This window comes from Filomicrobium sp., from assembly GCF_025698805.1.
Lineage (GTDB): Bacteria > Pseudomonadota > Alphaproteobacteria > Rhizobiales > Hyphomicrobiaceae > Filomicrobium > Filomicrobium insigne.
This window is the reverse complement of the sequence record NZ_JAILWT010000004.1, coordinates 424,129-440,983: the sequence shown is the minus strand read 5'-3', so window position 1 is coordinate 440,983 and position 16,855 is coordinate 424,129. Positions and strand designations below refer to the sequence as shown.

At 56.9% G+C, this 16,855-nt stretch carries 15 protein-coding genes and 1 riboswitch; of the genes, 7 read left to right on the top strand and 8 right to left on the bottom strand.

All coding sequences use genetic code 11. From position 1 onward, the window contains the following. Positions 1 to 38: 38 nt before the first annotated feature. The 8 genes from K5845_RS13050 to K5845_RS13015 form a co-directional block, all read right to left on the bottom strand. Positions 39 to 1,052 carry an Ldh family oxidoreductase gene (locus tag K5845_RS13050; RefSeq protein ID WP_287959159.1) on the bottom strand — a complete coding sequence of 338 codons (1,014 nt, stop codon included), beginning with the start codon at positions 1,050 to 1,052 and terminating at the stop codon, positions 39 to 41. After that, positions 1,049 to 1,993 carry a hydroxyacid dehydrogenase gene (locus K5845_RS13045; protein ID WP_287959158.1) on the bottom strand — a complete coding sequence of 315 codons (945 nt, stop codon included), beginning with the start codon at positions 1,991 to 1,993 and terminating at the stop codon, positions 1,049 to 1,051. Before K5845_RS13045 ends, K5845_RS13050 begins: the two co-directional genes overlap by 4 nt. A gap of 3 nt (positions 1,994 to 1,996) precedes the next feature. Next, the gene (locus K5845_RS13040; protein WP_090226187.1) at positions 1,997 to 3,166 is read right to left on the bottom strand and encodes a mandelate racemase/muconate lactonizing enzyme family protein; all 1,170 of its coding nucleotides are present in this window, start codon (positions 3,164 to 3,166) and stop codon (positions 1,997 to 1,999) included. Positions 3,167 to 3,171: 5 nt separating this feature from the next. Then, positions 3,172 to 3,648, bottom strand: a complete 477-nt coding sequence (locus K5845_RS13035; protein ID WP_046478007.1) for a tripartite tricarboxylate transporter TctB family protein — start codon at positions 3,646 to 3,648, stop codon at positions 3,172 to 3,174. Beyond that, positions 3,638 to 5,146: a tripartite tricarboxylate transporter permease gene (locus tag K5845_RS13030; protein WP_046478008.1), complete on the bottom strand. Its 1,509-nt coding sequence runs from the start codon at positions 5,144 to 5,146 to the stop codon at positions 3,638 to 3,640. Before K5845_RS13030 ends, K5845_RS13035 begins: the two co-directional genes overlap by 11 nt. Before the next feature lie 40 nt (positions 5,147 to 5,186). Continuing rightward, a complete protein-coding gene (locus K5845_RS13025; RefSeq protein WP_287959157.1) occupies positions 5,187 to 6,155 on the bottom strand; it encodes a tripartite tricarboxylate transporter substrate binding protein in 969 nt (322 codons plus the stop codon). Positions 6,156 to 6,335: 180 nt separating this feature from the next. Then, on the bottom strand, positions 6,336 to 7,517 hold the full coding sequence (locus tag K5845_RS13020) for a UxaA family hydrolase (RefSeq protein WP_046478010.1): 1,182 nt from the start codon (positions 7,515 to 7,517) through the stop codon (positions 6,336 to 6,338). An 11-nt stretch (positions 7,518 to 7,528) separates the two neighbouring features. After that, positions 7,529 to 7,819 (bottom strand): UxaA family hydrolase, encoded by a 291-nt coding sequence (locus K5845_RS13015; RefSeq protein WP_046478011.1) that lies wholly within the window; start codon positions 7,817 to 7,819, stop codon positions 7,529 to 7,531. 69 nt (positions 7,820 to 7,888) lie between these two features. Here K5845_RS13015 and K5845_RS13010 point away from each other — a divergent pair, with 69 nt between their 5' ends. From K5845_RS13010 to K5845_RS12980, 7 genes are all read left to right on the top strand, one after another. Further along, the gene (locus K5845_RS13010; protein WP_046478012.1) at positions 7,889 to 8,662 is read left to right on the top strand and encodes a GntR family transcriptional regulator; all 774 of its coding nucleotides are present in this window, start codon (positions 7,889 to 7,891) and stop codon (positions 8,660 to 8,662) included. A gap of 472 nt (positions 8,663 to 9,134) precedes the next feature. After that, complete coding sequence (locus tag K5845_RS13005; RefSeq protein WP_076605301.1) at positions 9,135 to 9,740, top strand: hypothetical protein; 606 nt, start codon at positions 9,135 to 9,137, stop codon at positions 9,738 to 9,740. An 11-nt stretch (positions 9,741 to 9,751) separates the two neighbouring features. Continuing rightward, a complete protein-coding gene (locus K5845_RS13000) occupies positions 9,752 to 11,440 on the top strand; it encodes a methyl-accepting chemotaxis protein (RefSeq protein ID WP_090226182.1) in 1,689 nt (562 codons plus the stop codon). Between the two features lie 177 nt (positions 11,441 to 11,617). Beyond that, positions 11,618 to 11,842, top strand: a riboswitch (cobalamin riboswitch). 409 nt (positions 11,843 to 12,251) lie between these two features. Beyond that, entirely contained in the window at positions 12,252 to 14,024 is a 1,773-nt protein-coding gene (locus K5845_RS12995; protein WP_287959156.1) for a TonB-dependent receptor plug domain-containing protein, read from the top strand. 16 nt (positions 14,025 to 14,040) lie between these two features. Beyond that, positions 14,041 to 14,943 (top strand): ABC transporter substrate-binding protein, encoded by a 903-nt coding sequence (locus K5845_RS12990; protein WP_046480165.1) that lies wholly within the window; start codon positions 14,041 to 14,043, stop codon positions 14,941 to 14,943. Further along, positions 14,940 to 15,944 carry a FecCD family ABC transporter permease gene (locus K5845_RS12985; RefSeq protein WP_046478014.1) on the top strand — a complete coding sequence of 335 codons (1,005 nt, stop codon included), beginning with the start codon at positions 14,940 to 14,942 and terminating at the stop codon, positions 15,942 to 15,944. The genes K5845_RS12990 and K5845_RS12985 overlap by 4 nt, the downstream gene beginning before the upstream one ends. Beyond that, positions 15,941 to 16,723 carry an ABC transporter ATP-binding protein gene (locus K5845_RS12980; RefSeq protein ID WP_287959155.1) on the top strand — a complete coding sequence of 261 codons (783 nt, stop codon included), beginning with the start codon at positions 15,941 to 15,943 and terminating at the stop codon, positions 16,721 to 16,723. The genes K5845_RS12985 and K5845_RS12980 overlap by 4 nt, the downstream gene beginning before the upstream one ends. The last annotated feature ends 132 nt before the right edge of the window (positions 16,724 to 16,855 follow it).

The window sequence follows — 16,855 nt, the reverse complement described above, 5'->3', positions numbered from 1 at the left end:
TTACACGTTCGGTCGTTACGATAGTCCAGACCGCCGTCTTAGGCGGTCTGTTGCGCCATTTCGTTCAGTGAAGCGAGAAGACCGTCTTCAATGCTGACACCGTCGCGAGCGGCGGCTTCACGCGTCTCGCGACGGCTTGCACCCGGCAGGCGGGTCCCTGTATCGGCTTCGATCGTGCTCGCAAGAAGCTCGATTTTCTGAGCAGCCGCCGGACCTCCAAAAGCTCCCGGATCAATTGCGATGAGGAATTGCCCGATTCCGGGAGGATGGCCCTCGCCGTCAAAGAGGGAGGTCGCTTCGAAGGCTTGATTGGCGCCGGTCAATGAGCCCGCGAGGATTTCTACCATCAGCGCGAGAGCCGCACCCTTCGGACCTCCGATCGGCAGAACAGTCCCCTTAAGCGCGGCTTTGGCGTCCGTCGTCGGGCGGCCTTCGGCATCGTTGGCCCAGCCCTCAGGAATAGGCTCGCCGCGTTGAGCTGCAGAGAGGATTTTGCCGCGCACAATTTGCGAGAGAGCCAGATCGATAATGATGGGCGCACCATTGGCGCGCGGAGCCGCGAAGGCAATGGGGTTGGTTCCGAAAACGCCGCGCTTGCCGCCCCAGGCTGTCATCGCGTGCGGGGTATTGGCGAACATCATCGCCATCATGCCGGCATCAGCGAGCCGTTCCACCGCTTGCCCGAGCGCACCGGCATGATGTGAGCGTACGAAGCCGGCCGCCGCGATCCCGGTCTCATGCGCGAGTTTGGGCAGTTCCTCGGTCGCCAACTCGAAAGCGCGAAACGCAAAGCCGTTCGCGACGTCGATCATGAGACTGCCGGGGCGCGTTCGCGTCATCTTCGGCTTCGCGTGACCATCGACCTTACCGGTCCGCGACTGGGCGCTGTAAGTCGCGACGCGTACGACGCCGTGTCCCTTCTGCCCGTCGATGTCCGCTTGCACCAAGGCTTTGGCAACGGATTGGGCATTCCATTCGCTGGTATTGGCCGCGATGAGGCAACGCTCGGCAAGCGCGCGCAGCTCCTCGACTGGAACTCGGGTGGTTGTCATGGTGTCTCGTTGTTGTTCAGGACTTTAAGAACGTTTTCGACCGTCACAGCGCTGATGCGAATATTAGCCTCGCGTGTCACGCCGGCGATATGCGGCGTTAGAATGACGTTCGCAAGTCCTTTGAATGCAGCAGCAGAATCCTTGTCTATCGGCTCAGTCTCGAACACATCCAGCGCCGCGCCGGCCAAATGCCCGCTCCGCAAGGCTGCAGCAACGGCGGCTTCGCTGACAATCCCACCCCGCGCGGTATTGATCAGAATAGCACCGGGCTTCATGGAATTGATTTCACGCTCTCCGATGAGGCCGCGCGTGTCATCCGTTAAAGGGCAGTGCAGACTGACGACATCGGATCGCGCCAGCAGGTCGTCCAACGAGACGTGTTCCGTTTGCGCCCAGGCGGGACTGTCCGCTGGCACGAAGTCATCATAAGCCAGCGTGACAAATCCAGCATTGCGCGCAAGCTCGCCGGTTGACTGGCCGATGGACCCGAAGCCGATCAGGCCGAGAACCTTACCGGAAATTTCCTGGCCCTGGCTCATTTCTGCGCGCGGCCACTCACCGTTTGCGAGCCGCTGCGAGCCAAAAAATGCGGTCCCTCGCAAAAGTAACATGGAGGCACAGAGCACATACTCCGCCACCGAAACGGCATTACCACCGGTTGCGGGAAGCACGGCGATATTGCGGGCACGGCAGGCGGCAAGGTCGATGTTGTCGAGCCCGACGCCAAGGCGTCCGACCGCGCGCAGCCGGGGTGCCGCCTCAATGACCTCTGCGGTCACCTGGGTGCGGTTGCGCACGATAATGGCTACGGCGTCGGTTAGGGCAGCCTTAAGTTCTGCAGGCTTGTCCCACAATGTCTCGTCGGACAGCACGTCGTACTTTTCTCGCAACGCTGCCACGGGAGCGGCGTCGATGAATTCGGAGATAACGATATCTGGCATGGCTTAATAGTCCAACAGGCGGCGGATCTCGCTGTACATCTTTGGTTTCAATTCGATGCCCAGGCCGGGATCTTCAGGAAGGGTGGCATAGCCGTCGACGATGGGAAGTTTGTCGGCAAAGCCACCATAGGGCTGGAACACGCCCGGGTAGCTCTCCGAGCCGCCCATCTGCAGTCCGGCAGCCATATTCAGCGCGAGCTGGTGCCCGCCGTGCGGGATGAGACGCCGCGGCGACCATCCATGCGCTTTTACGACGTCGAGGAAACGGAGATATTCGCTCAGGCCGTAAGATAACGCCGGATCGACTTGGATCCAGTCGCGATCCGGACGCATGCCGCCGTACCGCAGAAGATTGCGCGCATCCTGATGTGAGAACAGGTTTTCACCCGTGGCGATTGGGCCCGCGTAGTGTTCGCACAAAACGGCATTGAGCCGGTAATCCAACGGGTCGCCAGCTTCCTCATACCAGAACAAGCCATAGGGCTCCATTGCCCGTCCGTAGGCGAGGGAGGTTTCGAGATCAAACCGGCCGTTGGCGTCGACAGCCAGATGGCTTCCGTCGCCGACGACCTCAAGCACAGCTTCGATCCGCTTCACATCGAGAGCTAAATCGGCCCCGCCGATCTTCATCTTGACGTGCTTGTAACCTTGCTCCTGGTAGCCGTGCATCTCGGCCTTGAGGCCGTCGAGTTCTTTCCCAGGGTAATAGTAGCCACCACCCGGATAGACGAGTACACGCTCATCAAACTGTCCTCCGTTGTACCGTTCGGACAGAAGGCGCCAGAGGGGCTTGCCGGCAATCTTCGCGGCAGCGTCCCACACGGCCATGTCGAGCGCGCCGGCGGCGTGAGCCCGATCTCCATGGCCCCCCGGCTTCTCGTTTGACATGAAAGTACGCCAGACAGCTTGCGGATCAATTGTTCCGTTTGCTTCATCCGCATAGGTCGCCGGGTCCGCCTCCAGGATGCGCGGGATGAAGCGCTCCTTGATGATGCCGGTTTGCGCATAGCGGCCATTCGACGAGAACCCGTAGCCAATGACGGGCGCGCCATCGCGAACGACATCTGTTTCGACCGCGACCAGATTGATGGTCATGGTCGAGAAGGAAATGTACGCGTTGCGTATGTCGGACGCGATCGGTCCGATGCCCGTTCGGATATTCGTGATTTTCATTGCGTCTAGAAGCCTGTCCAGAGTCCAGTGGGGAGGGGAACTTGAAGTGCGCGCGAAAAGAGAAGGTAGAAACCTCCAACGATCACCGCGCCGGCGACGGGATAGACGACCAGGCGATAGGGCGTCCAGGGATCGTACATCGCAGTAACGAGGATCACCGCAAATGCGATGAGGCCAGCGAGCAGAAAGCCGAGATAGGGCATCGCCAGTGCTCCGCCCAACATTGCCGCGGCAAGCACGATCCGCCGGAATGTTGAGGCGCCGGAGGCGGCTTGTCCATTCGTTTTACCAAACCCGAAAAGCCACTGCAGCGCGAGGACGATCGAAAGCGCCATAAGCACGATGGCAATCGTCCGTGGGAAAACGAAGGAATCGGCATCGGTGTAGCTGGTCGTGTCCCACAGGACTAGGGTGGCAAGACCGGCAAAGGCGGCAGCCATAAAGGGCGTTGCGGTATCTCGGGCCTGCGACTCAGCCGTCATTTGGGCGCTCCTTCTTGCCGCGAATGAATCGAACCAGAGAAGGTCCGAACAGCGAGAGGACGATAAAGAGGATTATTGCTATCGAAATTGGCCGGCCAAAGAATATGCCGCCAAGGTTGTGCGTGGCCGCCCCGATGGTCCAGGCTTGGACGAAGCCTTGCTCGGCAATAGACCCAAGGATTAGGCCGAGAACGATCGGTGAAGCGGAAAACCCGAACCGGCCGAGAACCCACCCGATGCAGCCGAGAATAACCATGATTGCCACGTCGGAGGTCGAGTTCCGTATGGAATAAGACCCGATCAACGTCATGAAGGCGACCGTCGGAACCAACAGAGCCTTCGGAATGGTAATGATCGTTCGATAAGCGTAGCGACCGATCAGCAAGCCGACCGGCAGCATGAGAATCGTCGCGAGAAACAAGCCCCATATAAACGTGTAGACGATCGAGCCTTGGCTCGTGAAAAGGTTGGGCCCGACTTTCACACCTTGAACCAGCAATGCACCGAGGATAACCGCGTCAGGTGGCGTTCCGGGAATGCCGAGAACCAATGTCGGAATGAAACCTCCGCCGACAGTGGCATTATTTGCGGATTCGGAAGCCTGGATGCCCTCAGGTGCACCTTTGCCGAATTTCTCGGGATTTCTCGACGAGCGCATCGCTTCCGAATAGGCAACAAGACCTGCGATCGAACCGCCAGCTCCTGGCAGGATGCCGACGAACGTCCCGACAATCGATGAGCGCATCAAGTTGAATTTGTGTTTCCAGGAAAGCGCGAGGCCTTCGCGCAAACGCAAACCCTTGCTTTCTTGAGTCACCTTAAGATGACGCGCTGGCGTTGCGACCAGGTCAATCAAAACCGGGATACAATACAGCCCGATCAGTGCCGAAACAGTCTCGATGCCGCCAATAAGCACCTGGGAACCGAAGGTCAGCCGGATATCCGCGCTGACTTCAGCGACTCCCACCGTTGAAAGCAAAAGCCCCAGGCAACCACCCATAAGCGCCTTGAGCAGGTTCCCCTCGGAAAGGGAAGCAATCAGCGACAGACCGAAGACAGCGAGCCAGAAGTATTCCACCGGACCAAAGGCCAAAGCCACACCGGCGAGCGGCGGGGCTAGCACCATTAGGAACAGGGCGCCGACCAGGCCGCCGACAACCGAAGCGAGACACGCAATCGTCATAGCGAGATCGCCGTCGCCCCGCTTGGCCATCGGGTAGCCATCGAAAGTCGTGGCGATGGCGGAAGGTGTTCCAGGTGTGTTGAGAAGTATCGCGGCATACGCGCCGCCATAGATGGCACCCGTGTAAATCGCACCCATCAAGATAAGTGCCGAAGCGGGCTCCATCGAGAATGTGATGGGAACGAGAACCGCCACGGCCATCGTCGCGGTCAGCCCTGGTAGGGAGCCGACAATTGTGCCGGCTATTACGCCTCCCAAGGCCAACAGGACATTGAAGGGGCTCAACGCCGCTAGCAAGTGCTCTATCGCGGCCATGAGTACCCCCTCAAGCCTGCTATTGGACTAGACGCAAAAGCTATTTGATAACGTCGGCTTCCTTCGCAGCTTCAGCATATCCTTTGGCCTTTTCTGCGAGAAACGCTTCCATGCCATCGACGCCGACATCAACGAGCGAGAACCCGTCAGCTTCCATGCGCTTGCGGAATTCCGGATCGGCATTGATTTTGCCAATCATATCCGAAAGCTTCTTTTGGATTTCTGGTGGGGTAGATTTGGGTACTGCGATTCCGCGATAGGCACCGGAGACGATGTCGAACCCGAGTTCCTTAAAAGTAGGAACGTCAGGGAAAGCGGGGTGGCGCTCTTCCATGGCGACGGCAAGCATGCGGGCCTTGTCGGCATGTTTGGCACCCACGGATGTGTAGCCCCAACTTGCCACAACCTGATTGCCAAGAAGGGCCTGAACCGCTGCACCCGTCCCCTTAAACGGTACGTAGGTTGTTTTGACACCGGCAAGCTTATCAAATGTCACCTGTGCCAAGTGATTGGCCGTGCCCTTGCCCGATCCGGAGAAGGTCAGCTCACCCGGCTTTTCCTTGGCGAACTTGATGAGGTCGTCGAGCGACTTGAACGGGCTATCATTTGTGACGACGATGGCATCCGGCGTGTAGTGGAACATATAGAAGCCGGCGAGGTCTTCTGTCTTGAAGCCAACATCCTTCTGCATCGGCTTGATGATGATATGCGGAAGGTTGATGCCCATGATCGTATAGCCGTCATTCGGCATCGAATTGAGCTGCGCCCATGCCGTTGCACCACCGCCGCCGGGTTTATAGGAAATAACCAGGTCCTGGCCGAACATCTTCTTGAAGAACGGCTGCTGATGCCGTGCGGTGATATCGGATTCACCGCCGGGTCCGAACGGAATGATGTAGTTGATGGGTTTAGAAGGAAAGTCGTCAGCTTGGCTAGCTATCGTGCCGAAGCTGAGAGCCAGTGTCGCCGCAGCGATTGTCTTGAAAAGAGATTTGGATCCAGACAACATTTTGAGTTCGTCCTCCCTTGGCTATTCACCTGGAGAAGCTAGGAAGCGATATCGCCGAGCCCAAATAAGAATTACTGCTGAGCTTTTTCGCTTCCCAGAACCTGGTGAAGTCTTATTGGACAGGAGAACCGGCCGTATCGGCTCTTATTTCTCCCGCGTTTCCTCAAAAGTGCTCGTGAACTATGCGCTTCTGTACAGTTTTGTCATGACAAATTCACGGTGGCCGAGCGCTTCTGCCGCCGTATTGCGCCCGTTCGCCGTGCGCACGATCATTTCGATTAGCGCATCACCTGCATCATCAAGCGTCATGTCACGACGAAGAATTCCCGAGACGTCTACATCGATATGTTCGCTCATCGTCCGTACGGTTCTTGGGTTGGCCGAAATCTTTATGACCGGAACAATTGGATTGCCGACCACATTGCCCTGACCCGTTGGGAACGTATGTACCGCATACCCACCAGCCGCCATCAGTGTGACGCATTCCGCCGCCGCTGAGGATGTGTCCATATAGTAGAGGCCGGGGCCGGAAGCTGGAGCTTCAGCAGGCTTCAGTATGTCGATGTAGCGGCTCGTGCGTCCGATCTTCTCAAGGTTGCCGAGTGCCTTCTCTTCAATCGTGCTCAGGCCGCCTTCTATGTTTCCCTTTGTCGGCTGGCTTTCAGACAGGTCATCGACCTTGTTCGCTTCGATGACGTCATCCAGGTAAGCCTTCCACATTTTGTACCAGCGCTCGCCAACCTCCGGATTGATTGCACGGGCTTTGCAGATATGTTCGGCACCTGTGATTTCCGACGTTTCGCCGAAGACACCGTAGATCCCTTCTGGCAGAAGTTTGTCGTACATGTTGCCGACGGTCGGGCAAGAGCCAAGCCCGGTTGTGGTGTCGCTTTCACCACACTTCGTCGACACCCAAAGCTCGGAAATACCGCACTCCTCACGTTGGAGTTCTGTCGCATAGTGGACAAACTCCTTAGCTTGGCGCGACGCGTCCATGATCGTCTTGAAATCACCATTCTGCTCGATGGAGAAGCCCGCTACGGGTTTCCCTGTCTTCGCGATTCCGTCGACGATCCGCTTGGTCCAGCCAGGCTCGATACCAATAACGACACAGGCCGCTACGTTGGGGTTGGAGCCTGTGCCGATCAGAGTGCGGAAATGAAGCTCCAGATCTTCGCCAAACTGAAGCCGTCCGTAAGAATGCGGCAGGGCGAGCGTGCCCTTGACGTTATTGCCGACAGCTTCGCAGGCGGCATTTGAGATATCGTCAACCGGCAGAATCACCACGTGATTACGGACGCCGACGCGGCCGTTGTCACGCCGATAGCCTTTGAACGAAAGATTCGAATATTGCGACGCCATTCCCTTGGTCCTCACCAGCGCTTGGTCTTTAGGTTGTGAACATGAACGTGACCGCCACAGCTGGCGTCTCCGACCATTTTTCCGATGTCCTCGCCGTACTTGATGACGGTGCTGCCAGCTGCGAGATCGTTCAGGGCGACCTTGTGACCGATCGGAATGTCATGAAGCGCGGTAAGATTGAGAGTCGTATTCGTCTCAGTGATTACGCCGAGCATGTCCGTGCCGGCTTTGAGCCCTTCGATGACAACGACGCCAACGTTGTCCTTTGGGCTGTGAACCAGGAAATGGGGAACTTCTGCCACTGTCCGTCCTCTGTTTCGCTATGTGAAATAAATTGCACACACATCGACCTCTTGTATAAGACATAAGACATGAGCGCAACCCGCAAGCCGAATTCGAAAGAAGCTTCCCCATCGGGCGCCGAACTAACGACGGCGCTCGCGGCACAGCCTCTTTACGCTCAGGTAGAGGCGATCTTTGTTGATCGCATTCGAACGGGAGTATGGCGGCCAGGTCAGCTCATTCCGAGCGAGTTCGAACTGGCGCGAGAGATAGGTGTCAGCCAGGGGACCGTGCGTAAGGCGCTCAATGCCTTGGCCGTCGATAATCTCGTAGAGCGCCGTCAGGGCCGCGGAACCTTCGTGGCGGAACACACGCCGGACAAGATGCTCTTCCGCTTCTTCAACCTGTTTGAGGATGGGGGGGGGCATATCGAGCCGGACTCGCAAAACACACGCATGAGTATTGCGCGTGCCAACAAAGAAGAGCGGGAACGGCTAAAGCTCGATGTGGGCGCAGAGGTCATCCGGGTCTCACGCGTGCGTACCCACGCCGGTAAGCCTATGATCTACGAAACGATCGTGTTGCCACGCCAGTTTTTTCCTGGGCTCGTCAAGGAAAAGACCATTCCCAACACGCTCTATGATCACTTCCAAAAAGAATACGGTTTAACAGTTTCTCACGGTGAAGAGCGGATTACGGCCGTCGCTGCGGGGGAGCGAGAAGCGAAGGCGTTAGAAATTGCGCCGGGCCTTCCTTTGATCCGGCTCGATCGTACTATGTACGCTTTGAATGAGGCTCCGATCGAGTGGCGCGTGAGCATTTGTTTGCTTTCGGGCGCGCATTATTTGGTGCGCCTTAGGTAAGACGTCGCAAGCGCCTAAATTGGTATTTTTTCGAAATTGTGCGGGAGGCCATACAAGCGTCCGCATGCGGGAGTCTGTGCAACTTATATGGTTTGATATTGTCCGTGGTTAGAGATGTTTGGCGGTAGATATCACCCGGACTTCTGCTTGGGTGTCAACGATAGGCACCAAAAAGATATCGACATTTTCAAAATTAAATACGTCGGCGAGAAATAGCTCTCGTTTTGAAGTGGGGCTGTGCACCGTACACCTCGAGCCTCAATTGAATCGGATGCAAAAGCCCGCGATTACGGGAGTTTAGCCGGTAATGGTTTTCCTTATGGCCGAACGTTGAGGATGTAGGGAGTATTTCGGTTGCCTAAGCCACAATGAGAGCAGAAAAGCGTAACTACCTATTTTCAATATGCATATTAAGTCATTTTTTATCGTGATTCCTGTAGTGATCAGGAAAGGGAAGGATTGGGGGAGAGTGATGATGAGAAATTTCGCATTTATTCCACTCATGTGCTTGGCTGCATCTTCGTCATTGGCTCAGGAGTTTCCGGGGCGTGTTGAAAGCCTGATTACGCCGGATGTGATCGAAGAGATCAAGGGTTGGTCAAGTCAGCCCATCGTCAAGCTGGCTGTCGAGGCCCAAAATCAGCGCCATGGTGTCTTGACGCAGGATGAGATTGACGAGCTCGATAAAACGTGGCGCGAGGAAGCGCAGGCTGATGATAAGCCGCTGATTTCGGCAACGATCGCGAGTCCGCTTTCGAATTATCTCTTGAAACGCCAAGCTGCATCCGTTGGTCTTTATAAAGAGATCTTCATAATGGATGTGAATGGACTCAATGTAGGCCAAAGCTCCATTACGACCGACTACTGGCAGGGCGATGAGGCGAAGTTTCAAAAAACCTTCGCCATTGGGCCGACAGAAATCTTTATTGACAAGCCGGAGTTCGACGACGGTCTGAAGATCTGGACATCTCAGGTCAGCATGACGCTTGCCGACAAAGACAGTGGTGACGCGTTTGGCGCGATCACCGTGGAAATCAATCTGACGGAGCTTTCACGGCGCCGTACCCCAGCGTTCTGATAGGCAATGCCATGCTCAACAATATCTCAGTAACAAACAAAATGATTGGCGCTTTCGCGGCGCTATCGCTCGTAGCTCTCGGGTCGTTTGCGGTCGTGAAGGTTCAGACCGACGATGTCGATAGCGCGTCGCAAGTAACGTTCGACGTGATCGCGGCACAGTCTAAAATGACGGACCTGCGAGATCGCTCTAACAGGCTGATAGCGGAGCTGCGTCACTTCCTCATTACGGGGAACCGCGAAAAGGTGAAAAACTTCGAGCAGGACGTCAAAAGAGTTTCTGCGGATCTTGAAAGTGTTCGCCGTTTGACATCGACGTTCTTTGCGGGTGTTGGTGCGTCCTTGGACAGGTTTGGCGATGCGTGGAGCACGTGGGTAACGGATGCGGCGAATCCGCAGATCGAAGCCATGCGAGATCCAATGACTGTTGATATGGCGCATACCATCGAACTTCAGGCCCACACGATGGCTAGCTTGGATGAGATTTCGTCTGCCTTGAACGAAGCTGAAATGGCGCTCTCCGTGATGCTAAGAGGCGCATCGAAGGGGGCTGCGACCGCAGCAGAACGCCTGAACTTGGCGGTCGCTGTAGCAGCGTCAGTCATTTTGTTAGGCACCATTCTCTCCGGCGTACTCGTTTACTTGGGCGTCTCCAGGCGTTTGAAAGCTCTAGCGAGCGTGACCGAACGTTTGGCAAAGCATGATATGACTGCTGAGCCGAAGGGTATAACGGATCGCGACGAAATCGGCCGCATGGCTGCCTCGCTCAAGGTCTTTAAGGACGGCATCATCCGGTCTCAGGAACATGAGCGTGAAGCCGCTGCGGAGCGCGAGAAGCTGCAGGTCGAGAACCGTAAGGCGATGATGCATCTTGCCGATGAGTTTGAAACCAAGGTTGGTTCCATCATCGAGTTCGTCGCCAGTGCATCCTCTCAGTTGCAATCGGCGGCAAGTACGATGGCGGCGGCTGCGGAAGAGACAAGCGCTCAATCGTCGTCCGTTGCCGCAGCCTCTGAGCAGGCCTCGGTAAACGTCAGAAGTGTCGCTAGCGTCACGGAAGAGATGGCAGGCGCTGTCCAGGAAATCGGTCGTCAGGCTGATGCGTCGTCTCGCAAGGCAAGCCACGCTGCCAAGGAGATCGACAATACAGTGGAACGCATTACGACATTGTCGCAAGCGGCCCATGAAATCGGTTCCGTCGTGACACTGATCCAGGAAATTGCGCAGCAGACGAACCTGCTCGCACTCAACGCCACGATCGAAGCAGCACGTGCGGGAGAGGCCGGCAAGGGCTTCGCCGTCGTCGCTCAGGAAGTGAAGGCTCTCGCCGAACAGACCGCGAAGGCAACTTCGGATATCTCCACGCAGATCCAAAACATCCAAACGGCAACGGAGGGCTCCACGGTGGCCATCAGTGCCTCGACAAATGCGATTGGCGAATTGAGCGAAATCGCGGCGTCGATTGCTGCTGCGGTCGAGGAGCAGGCTGCAGCGACGTCGGAAATCTCCCGCAACGTCATGCAGGCTGCGGAAGGAACGCGAGAAGTTTCCTCCAGCATTATCGGTGTCAATCAGGCTGCCAATGATTCTTCGTCAGCTGCATCGCAGGTCTTGAGTTCGTCGACCGAACTGTCGCGCCAGGCGGTGCATCTGAAGACGGAAGTCTCGAGTTTCCTCGATACGGTCCGTTCGGCAGCGTAGCTCCCTCGAAGAGATAAAAGGCAGAAGCTATCGGGAGGACCCGGCCATAGGCCCGGGTCCTCTTTTCGTTGGGGAACATTCCAGCCACACGCCAGACGTGTGCCCTTTCCGCCAGTCTCGAAGCGAGACTCCACATGTTGCGGCCTCGCGCAGATTGACTCTCCTACAGCCAACTGATTTGTTGCCTGCGCTATTGGTGTTCAGCGGGCCGAAGCCCACTGAATGAAAAGGGAACGCGGTCTCGCAAACATTTGCGATAAGCCGCGGCTGCCCCCGCAACTGTAAGCGGCGAGCGTCATCCTCAATCCACTGGGCTCTCCACTGTGTTTGGAGAACTGGGAAGGAAGGACCTGATGCGTCTGAGCTGCAAGCCAGGAGACCTGCCAGTGGCGTGTCGCCCATTCCTCGCGCGGGGCGCGCTTGGGAGCGGATGTCCGTTGTGGCGACCCATGTGAAGAGAAGCACGGGTTGAGCAATGGTTCTGCGGAGCAAGTCCGACTAGCGTGAATCTCGACAATGCGGCGTGAGCTTTGATTGCACCGACGCACGACGAGATATTTGTTGCCGGCCGAGAGCCGGATACCGATGACGTAGTCCACTTTCGATCGCGATTTCATTGATTTGGCTCTGCCGCTTTTCGCACCGATCCAATGCGGGAAACGGAGTGGTCACGATGTTGATGAGAAAGAGTTTTAAAGGCGGAACAACAAGCGCCAATACGCTCAAGTGTTCTAGTTGGTTGGCGCTTACGGCGATAGTCGTTTTGCCAGCGTTAGCCAGTGAAGCGGCTCTCGCCCAAGAAGGCGAAATCATGCTGCCCGGAATCGTCATTTTTTCGGCGAACCGTACACCGACTGATGCAGCCGCTGTTGGTTCGTCGGTTTCTCTTATCACGCAGGAGGATCTTGAAAAGCAGTCGCGACCGTTTCTGCAGGACTACCTGGAGACGGTTCCCGGCGTGAATTTCACCCGCAATGGTCCGGCGGGATCCACCACCGGTATAACGATGCGCGGCGCCAATCAGAACTATGTAAAAATTCTGATCGACGGCATGGATATTAGCGACCCCTCCGCACCGCAGACGTCAGCAAGATTCGAGCACCTTCTGGTGGACGATTTTGCACGCATTGAAATCCTGAAAGGTTCGCAAAGCACGCTTTACGGTGGCGATGCCGTAGCTGGTGTCGTGTCCATAGATACGCGGCGCGCGACGAAGCTGGGGTATTCTCAATCGGTTGCGGCTGAATACGGCGCCTACAACACTTGGCGCGGCGCGACCACCGCGGGCTATGCGACAGATCGCGGAGATATCTCGTTCAGCCTTTTGGGAATTGATACCGAGGGCTTTTCCGCAGCGGACAATGCGCCGGAGGACGACGGCTACAATAATCTGACATTTTCCGGCCGCGGTGAAATGAAAGTCGCTGACGGCATCACAGTCTTCTTCGCAACGCGCGCCTTTAACGCAGAAGGCGAATACGATGCCTCTGGTCCGGTCGACAGCCCCATCGAGGAAGGTAAGACGTCTCAGTTCGCCGGTCGGGTCGGCACCAACATCGAGCTGTTCGAAGGACGCTTCAAAAATACCTTCGCGCTGCAAGGTATGAAGATCGAACGCGATGATGTGAGCAGCTCGGTGTTTGCCCCGGTGACTTGGTACAATGGTGATCGCGTTAAGGCCGAGTACAACGGCGTCATCAGCTTTAACGAGTCTCTTTCGCTTCTTGCTGGCGCCGACTGGGAGGAAACCGGAGCGGAGTCTTTTAACGCTCCTGGAAAGCGCGACGAGGCCAACATCTTCGGCACCTTCGCCCAGCTGATGGTCGAACCCATCGACAACTTGACGCTCACGTTTGGCGGCCGCATTGATGACCATAGCGAATTCGGCAACTTCAATACACATCGGCTCACGGCCGCTTATCTCTTCACAGAGACCGACACCAAAATTCGTGCCAGCCACTCAACGGGCTTCCGCACGCCCAGCCTTAATGAACTCTACGGTCCATTTGGCGCTAATCCCGATCTAAACCCGGAAGAAAGCGTGAGCTGGGATGCGGGCATCGAGCAGGGCTTTTTCGATGGCCGTGCCACTCTGGGCGTGACCTATTTTGAACTCGATACCGAGAACCTGATTGCTTATACGACCGGATATATGAACGTGCCGGGCGTTACTTATCGCAACGGCGTGGAGATTGCGGCGAGCGCCTTCCTGACAGATCGCGTGGCCATCAGTGCGGCCTATACGTTTACGGAGACGGAGCGGGAGAATGGACTTCCGCTACCGCGTGTGCCACGTCACAATTTTGCATTCGGCATCGATGCGCAGCCGCTGGATAAGCTTAAGCTCAATGTCACAGCGAAATACGTGACGGAGAACGTGGATGAGATCTTCGGATTGGGCATCGTGCCACTCGATGATTACCTGCTGCTGAATGCAAAGGTGTCTTACGAATTCCGGCCTGGCATGGAAGCGTACATCCGCGGCGAAAACCTGCTCGACGAGGACTATCAGACCGCCTATGGCTACGGCACATCCGATCTGGCGATTTATGGCGGCTTGCGCATGGACCTTTGGCCGGACTGAACGCTTGGGGGCAACCATGCGCTTGCGTCAGCTAAGCGCATGGTACGCGGCGCTCGGTGTGCTGCTAGCTCTTTCCTTCCCGCTCCCGGGAATAGCGTCCGCTGAGAGCGATAACCGTGACCCGACTGCACCTCGTCGGGTCATTTCCATGAACCTCTGTACAGACCAGCTCGCGATGATGATCGCGGCGCCGGGACAGCTCTACTCAGTATCGAATTTGGCCTCCGATCCCAGCATGTCGATGATGGCCAAGCAGGCGCGCGCCTACAAGCCTAACCATGGCCTGGCTGAAGAAGTCTTCTTGATGCGGCCCGATCTCATACTCGTTGGTGCCATGACGACACGAACCACAGTGGCGATGCTGGAGCGGCTGGGTTTCCCAGTTGTCGAGTTTCCCTTCGAAAATTCGTTTTCCGACATGCGTGCCAATATCAAACGAATGGGCGATGCTTTGCATCGTCCCGAACGAGCGCGCGAGTTGCTCGCCCGGTTTGATGCCGATCTCGCCCAGCTTCGAAAGCGTCCGGGACCCCGCCGAACGGCGGCGCTGTTCCACGCCAATAGCTATACATCTGGCGTGGGTACGCTAGCCAATGAGGTCCTGAAAGCCGCGGGCCTGGATAACATAGCCGTCCAATTCGGCTTAAGCGGCACCGCTAAGTTGCCCTTGGAGAAGCTCGTCATGGCTGCACCTGATTTGGTCGTGACCGATACCACTTGGGAAGGAGCGCCAGCTCTCGCGCAGCAGGTATTTGCCCACCCGGCTCTGCGTGCTCTCGAAGCGACCTCGGCCAAAGCGATGTCCGCCACCAACAGATGGATCTGCGCCACACCGCATTTGATTGATCTGATCCGTGATCTTTCCGCTGCCCGTGCCGCCGTCACCACGATTCATGATCGGAGTGCGACGAGGCAATGACCGTGCCGATGCCCTACCCAGCCCTCATCGCGATACTCTCTGCACTCGTAATCCTCCTGTTCGGAGTATCGTTGTTGACCGGCCCAGCCGCCATTGGCTTTACCGATAGCCTCGTAGCGCTGGTTTCGGGAAGCTCTACCGACGCAGTGACACTTGTCATGCGCGAGATTCGCCTCCCACGCGCCATATTGGGGGTGATGGTTGGTGCGAGTCTGGGGCTGACGGGAGCCGCGCTTCAGGGCTATCTGCGGAACCCGCTCGCAGAGCCGGGTCTGTTAGGTATCAGTGCGTCCGCCTCCCTCGGTGCCGTCTTGGCGATCTACACCGGTCTTGTAATTGTTCTGCCGCTCTCTTTGCCGGTGCTTGCGCTATCAGCCGCCATCGTGGCCGTCTTGGTTGTGCGCTTGTTGGCAGGAGGAAGGAGCGACGCCGCAAGCTTAATCCTCGCAGGTGTAGCGGTCACAAGTTTTGCTGGTGCGATGACGGCGCTCGCACTCAATTTGTCACCGAATCCGTTCGCGGCACTTGAGATTGTATATTGGATGCTTGGCTCCCTGGCGGATCGCTCGATGAGCCACGTGTGGCTTGCCGGACCGTTCATGCTTGTCGGCTGGGGCATGATCGCCATCCTAGGTCGGTCCCTCGATGCTCTGACCCTTGGCGAAGCGACAGCGAAAAGTCTCGGGATACGTCTTGATCGCGTTCAAGCGTTGGTGGTGTTCGGTACGGCTATTAGCGTGGGCGCTGCCACTTCTGTTTCCGGCGCGATCGGTTTTGTTGGCCTTGTGGTCCCCCATCTCATGCGGCCGTTGGTCGGTTCCCGGCCAAGCCGTTTGCTCTTGACTAGCGCGTTGTCTGGCGCGGCCTTGCTGCTCACCGCAGACATCGCCGTCCGCCTCATAGCTCCTGATAGCGATCTCAAGCTTGGCGTATTGACCGCACTTGTCGGCGCACCGTTCTTCCTTTGGTTGATCATCAAGACACGGCGGACCCTATTATGAGCCGTCTCTCCCTAGACAATGTCACCGTCACGCTCGGTGACCGCAAAGTGCTTGATCGCGTTTCGCTCAACATGGAGGGTGGTGAATTCGTTGGCCTGCTCGGCCCTAACGGTGCGGGTAAATCGACACTTCTGCGCACGATCACGCAAGAGATTCCTTATGAGGGGAGGATCACGCTAGACGGCAAGCCGCTCGCCGATCTAGGCGCAGAAGGCCGCGCGCGCAGTCTCGCCTATCTCCCGCAGATCCGTGATATTGCCTGGCCGGTGTCAGTCACGGAGATCGTTGCTCTGGGCCGCCTTCCCCATTGCCGGCCCTTCGCGAAAATGACGATGGCCGACGGTGCAATTGTTGCTGACGCCATGGAGCGCATGGATATTACGGCACTTGCCCATCGCCGCGCCACAGAGCTGTCAGGCGGCGAGATGGCACGTGTGCTCATGGCACGCGTGTTGGCTCAAGAGACACCGATCATCATCGCTGACGAGCCGGCAGCAGGTCTTGATCCCGCACATCAGATTGCCTTGGTAGAGACGTTTGCGGCGATTGCGAAGAGTGGACGGACTGTCATCGCGTCCCTCCATGAACTCCCTCTGGCGGCGCGCTGGTGCCAACGCATCATCCTCATTTCACAGGGCAAGATCGTCGCGGACGGGCCGGCGTCTAAGGTTGTGACCACAGAAAATTTATCTCGCGTCTATGGGGTTGAGGCTATGCTAATGGAAGACGCGCAAGGTTTGATCGTAGCCCCTATCCGACTGACTCCCAGGACGTCCTAAGCCGTTACCATCTGAAAACCTATCCTTGCTGAATGGAACCGTTCGCTCCGTTGTATGGTTGTCGTCAGGGTTATTTTTGCTCAGGGTCACATCAATCCTCTGGATTGGCGCAATTTCCGCAAAAGTTAAACT

Coding starts and splice junctions, on each gene's coding strand:
- K5845_RS12990 (WP_046480165.1), top strand. CDS start 14,041: ATGCGCTTGCGTCAGCTAAGCGCATGGTACGCGGCGCTCGGTGTGCTG.
- K5845_RS12980 (WP_287959155.1), top strand. CDS start 15,941: ATGAGCCGTCTCTCCCTAGACAATGTCACCGTCACGCTCGGTGACCGC.
- K5845_RS13030 (WP_046478008.1), bottom strand. CDS start 5,146: ATGGCCGCGATAGAGCACTTGCTAGCGGCGTTGAGCCCCTTCAATGTC.
- K5845_RS13010 (WP_046478012.1), top strand. CDS start 7,889: ATGAGCGCAACCCGCAAGCCGAATTCGAAAGAAGCTTCCCCATCGGGC.
- K5845_RS13045 (WP_287959158.1), bottom strand. CDS start 1,993: ATGCCAGATATCGTTATCTCCGAATTCATCGACGCCGCTCCCGTGGCA.
- K5845_RS13035 (WP_046478007.1), bottom strand. CDS start 3,648: ATGACGGCTGAGTCGCAGGCCCGAGATACCGCAACGCCCTTTATGGCT.
- K5845_RS13000 (WP_090226182.1), top strand. CDS start 9,752: ATGCTCAACAATATCTCAGTAACAAACAAAATGATTGGCGCTTTCGCG.
- K5845_RS12995 (WP_287959156.1), top strand. CDS start 12,252: ATGCTGCCCGGAATCGTCATTTTTTCGGCGAACCGTACACCGACTGAT.
- K5845_RS13050 (WP_287959159.1), bottom strand. CDS start 1,052: ATGACAACCACCCGAGTTCCAGTCGAGGAGCTGCGCGCGCTTGCCGAG.
- K5845_RS12985 (WP_046478014.1), top strand. CDS start 14,940: ATGACCGTGCCGATGCCCTACCCAGCCCTCATCGCGATACTCTCTGCA.
- K5845_RS13020 (WP_046478010.1), bottom strand. CDS start 7,517: ATGGCGTCGCAATATTCGAATCTTTCGTTCAAAGGCTATCGGCGTGAC.
- K5845_RS13040 (WP_090226187.1), bottom strand. CDS start 3,166: ATGAAAATCACGAATATCCGAACGGGCATCGGACCGATCGCGTCCGAC.
- K5845_RS13005 (WP_076605301.1), top strand. CDS start 9,135: ATGATGAGAAATTTCGCATTTATTCCACTCATGTGCTTGGCTGCATCT.
- K5845_RS13025 (WP_287959157.1), bottom strand. CDS start 6,155: ATGTTGTCTGGATCCAAATCTCTTTTCAAGACAATCGCTGCGGCGACA.